This window comes from Gluconobacter cerinus (assembly GCF_002723935.1).
GTDB lineage: Bacteria > Pseudomonadota > Alphaproteobacteria > Acetobacterales > Acetobacteraceae > Gluconobacter > Gluconobacter cerinus.
In genome coordinates this window covers 1-4,029 of sequence record NZ_BEWM01000032.1, presented here as the reverse complement: position 1 = coordinate 4,029, position 4,029 = coordinate 1, and the positions used below count along the sequence as shown (strand labels likewise).

Here is a 4,029-nt window from a genome sequence, read left to right as displayed (position 1 = left end):
GCCTTTCCTTCTTGTCCTTCACCCTTGCAAAGCACTTTTCTTTCAGAATTTGCAGCAAATCTGTGAGTGCTGTATTTTATGCAAATAAAGGAGAACGCTATGCGCACATTCTCGACAAGCGATTTGTCCCGCAAATCCGGAGACATCATTGCCAGCGCCCTGCAAGGGCCAATTTCAATTAATCAGCGCGGCAAACCACGCTTGGTCATGCTAAGTGTCGAACAATACGAGGCATTGGTGGGAAACGCACCAGAGCGTACTGCCGGTGCCACTACGGAAATGCCTCAGGATCTGGCCCACGATGTAGCAAATGCGATTGACGGATACCTGTTGGAAACCCACAAAGAACGATGAGTCAGACTTTTCGGCCCGGGATGGTACTGCGATACCCCTATCTCTGGCATTGGCAGAGCGGGAGTGGCGAAACAGAAGGACGCAAAAATCGTCCAACGGCCGTGGCCGCAGTCTTTGTGGGACGTGACGATCGTCAATATATTCTGCTGCTTCCTCTGACAACGAAGCAGCCGTCTGCAATACGCATCGCTGTTGAAGTGCCAGCAACCGAAAAGAAGCGTGCTGGCCTCGACCAGGAACTGCGCCAGTGGATCCTGCTGGACGAGTACAATCTCGATCTGACCGCTAGGTCGTACTACTTGCAGCAAACCTCATCCATTGGTCAGTTCAGTGACGCGTTCATGCGCCCTGTATTGACACAATTCCGCGACCTTCTACCTACGGCACGACGCATTTCTCGCTATCCATAAACACCGGCTCACGCCCGGCATCAATACGTTGTCCGTCGTGACGTATTGAAAATGAACGGATGCTTACGGTCAATCCGCTTCACCATCTTCCAGTAACTTCCCCTCGATTTTGATTTGTTTTAGAAAATAATTAAATTAATGATGTTTATCAATATGTTACGCCTCCAATAAATTGCTATCACATATTTTTGAGTTGGTCCCGTGTAACGGAATATGTCCACCTAACAGATACGAATGCGAGTGATTCGCAGTTCAATTAATTACCGTAGGACATTTAGCATATGGATCATCTTATTGGTGGTGGCGCGCAGCAATCTCACAATTTTGTAGGTCCTCATCACTCAGATCACTTTTCGATGGGCTCACATATGGGGATCACTAATGCGCAGTCAGACATTCATCTCAGGACGGCTGGGTTGGAAAATGCTCATACTCAAGGCGCCTTAGCGTCTAAAGCCGTCATCATAGACAATCTATACAAACGATCGTCCACTGAAATAGCATCAATATTGCTTTCTACAGTCGATCATCAACCGAAAGCGCTCCACCAACCACAGCTTCATCTAAAATCTAGTCCCCAAAATTTACCATACATAGAGAACAATACTCATTTAGGATTTTCAACGACTCAATCTACACTTAATATTGAAAATACAAACGAATCAATATTATCAAATGCGCCAGTAGCTACTGTATACAGTAGTGTTGAGGCTGGTGCCCCTGAACACGTGATTGTTACAGGATCACCTAACCCTATTAATAATGGTAGCATTAATCCTGCCAGTGTGCCGATTGATCAAACAGGCGGATTAGGCGCAACGGCAATAGCTTTAGACTGGTTGGTAAAAAATAGGCAAGAAATAGCTAAAGAAATATTTGGCACTTCTGACCTAACCGATGAACAAATGAAAACTGCTTTGGATATTATTAATCAAAATAAATATTCGGGCCAGCCTAACGCAGCAACATCTACCTTAGATGATGTGGTTAGGGGGCTTGAACTTCGAAAAGAAGCCTTACCTATAGTCGATAACGTTTTCTTAAAGGCTAGAGAGGGATATAGCTCTAACGGATATGTACCAAAAGACGCCGCTGGAAAACCATCTAGTAATTCAGGAGTCACCATTGGTGTTGGTCTTGATTTGGGCAATAAGACAGTAACGTCGTTACAGAAAATGGGAATTAGCGACAGCATTATCAGCGCCCTATCTCCATATCTAGGCCTCAAAGGGCAAGATGCGCAATCTGCTCTGGATTCAGCACCGCTCTCGCTGTCGTCCACGGATGCCGATGCAGCGAGCATTGCTGCAGAGAAGTCATTCGCTCAGGCGGTACAAGGCGCTTACAACTCGGCAACAGGAGGCAACTTCAACGAACTGCCCATAGAGACAAAAACTGCGATCGACGACATAAATTATCAATATGGAGATTTGGCCAAAGCTACACCGAATTTCTGGAGCGAAATTACGTCTGGTAATTGGTCTCAGGCAGTGTCAGAGTTACGAAACTTTGATGACGCATATCCTACTCGTCGAAACGCAGAAGCAGATTTAATTCAACAAGATATTAATTTAGGTCTTCTAAAATGAAAGTATTCTTATCGCTATTATCGTTAATATTTATCATATCTGGACCCGTATTTGCAGACGGCATTTCCCACGATAGCACATCTGTTTTTTCGAAAATTGATCTTTCCAGTTTTGCCAACTCTCTTGGCCCAAGACACCTTCCTTCAGGTACTACGGTGAAAGATCTTGGTTGGATTACCAAAGACACCTCCCAAAATTCAACGACTTACATATCGCGAGATGGACGGTGGTTATACAATATAAAGCTGATACAAGTCGATAAAGAGCACTTGGTCATATGTTTTACTGACCAGGGACTAAAAGACGCACACTATCTCTCTTCGCAAATTGAGCGTCTCCACACAAAAAAAACGGAAGGTGGAAAATCTCTTTATGTAGCCGACTCTTTTAGGAGTAATGAGAGCTGCACAGGTCCGAACGTATAACTACTTAGAGACTGTACGTGCGCGGCTGAACTCATATTTTATAACTGAAACACTATCTAACTGTCTGAATCAGAAAGCGACTTGATTGATTTTCCGCAGAAATCTGCGGATATGGGCGATCATCAACCACGCGCAGGATGACGATATTGTTGCCTCGACATCCTTCGTGAGGCGGCGGCAGCGTCCGAGCCATGCAAAGCTGCGCTCCACGATCCAGCGTTTGGCCAGGACGACGAAGCCTTCGGCTCGATCGCGGCGCTTGACGATCTCGACCGTCCATCGGCCGAGTTCAGCCAGCGCCCCACGCAACTTCTTGCCGACATACCCTCCGTCCCCGATCAGATGGCGAAGCCAGGGGAACAATGAGCGTATCCTGGACGCTACCAGCGGCGCGCCGTCACGATCCTGAACGTCGCCGGGATGCACGACAGCCGCCACGACATGACCCAGCGTGTCGGTCGCGATATGCCGCTTGCGTCCCTTGATCTTCTTGCCCGCGTCATAACCGCGTGGGCCCCCGTTTTCAGCGGTTTTAGCCGACTGGCTGTCGATAATGCCCACCGAAGGCATGGCGTATCGCCCGTCCTGCTCACGCGACAGGATCACGAGAATATGGTTCATGGCTTCCCACCGTCCCTCGCGGATCCAACGGTAGCAATAGCCCTGCACGGTCGTGAAGGCGGGAAAGTGGCGCGGCAATTGTCGCCATTGGCAGCCCGTAGTGACGATATAGAGGATCGCCTCCATGACGCGGCGTAAATCCGTACGTCGGGGTCTCCCCATTCGTTTCCTCTCGGGCGTCAGCGGCGCAATCAGCGCCCACTCCGCATCACGCAGGTCGCTTGTATACTCTAGGTCGTCCCGGCGATACTGCGCTCGGGTAATTTCAGTCCGGGCCATCTTGATCTCATCCGGTTCTCGCAAAACCCATGAATCATAACCTGCTGAAATCACTCAACTCATTTCCGGTCAGACACTAAGAAAATTTTTTTATTGAAGTTACTAAACTCGGATACAAGTGTCTGTTCATATAGTTAAGTACAAACAGACACGTCCGTGGGAGATTGATGGAAAACAATAGAAAATTGTAAATTGTGTTTTTACATTTCTGTCAGTGCTCCTTCTGTTTTGTCCACCGCAGCATTTGCTTCAGCCTCTTCCGCGTCCTTACGGCGTTGCGTATCGGCTGCCAGATCCGCCTCAAGGGCCGCCATGGCCTCGCGCTTCTCCTGCAACAAAGCCGCCTCCGGG

General features: G+C 48.2%; 4 protein-coding genes. 3 read left to right on the top strand and 1 reads right to left on the bottom strand.

What is annotated here, in order from left to right; all coding sequences use genetic code 11:
• Positions 1-99 precede the first annotated feature (99 nt).
• The 3 genes from GCE01_RS16415 to GCE01_RS16405 all read left to right on the top strand — a co-directional run bounded on the left by GCE01_RS16415 (position 100) and on the right by GCE01_RS16405 (position 2,353).
• Positions 100-354 carry a type II toxin-antitoxin system prevent-host-death family antitoxin gene (locus tag GCE01_RS16415; protein ID WP_099213691.1) on the top strand — a complete coding sequence of 85 codons (255 nt, stop codon included), beginning with the start codon at positions 100-102 and terminating at the stop codon, positions 352-354.
• A complete protein-coding gene (locus tag GCE01_RS16410; protein WP_244591285.1) occupies positions 351-764 on the top strand; it encodes a hypothetical protein in 414 nt (137 codons plus the stop codon). The genes GCE01_RS16415 and GCE01_RS16410 overlap by 4 nt, the downstream gene beginning before the upstream one ends.
• Positions 765-1,045: 281 nt before the next feature.
• On the top strand, positions 1,046-2,353 hold the full coding sequence (locus GCE01_RS16405) for a pesticin C-terminus-like muramidase (RefSeq protein WP_099213690.1): 1,308 nt from the start codon (positions 1,046-1,048) through the stop codon (positions 2,351-2,353).
• 494 nt (positions 2,354-2,847) lie between these two features.
• On the opposite strand, the gene GCE01_RS16395 is transcribed toward GCE01_RS16405, so the two are convergent.
• Positions 2,848-3,678, bottom strand: coding sequence for an IS5 family transposase (locus tag GCE01_RS16395; protein WP_099213692.1), 831 nt, complete (start codon positions 3,676-3,678; stop codon positions 2,848-2,850).
• Positions 3,679-4,029: the final 351 nt, after the last annotated feature.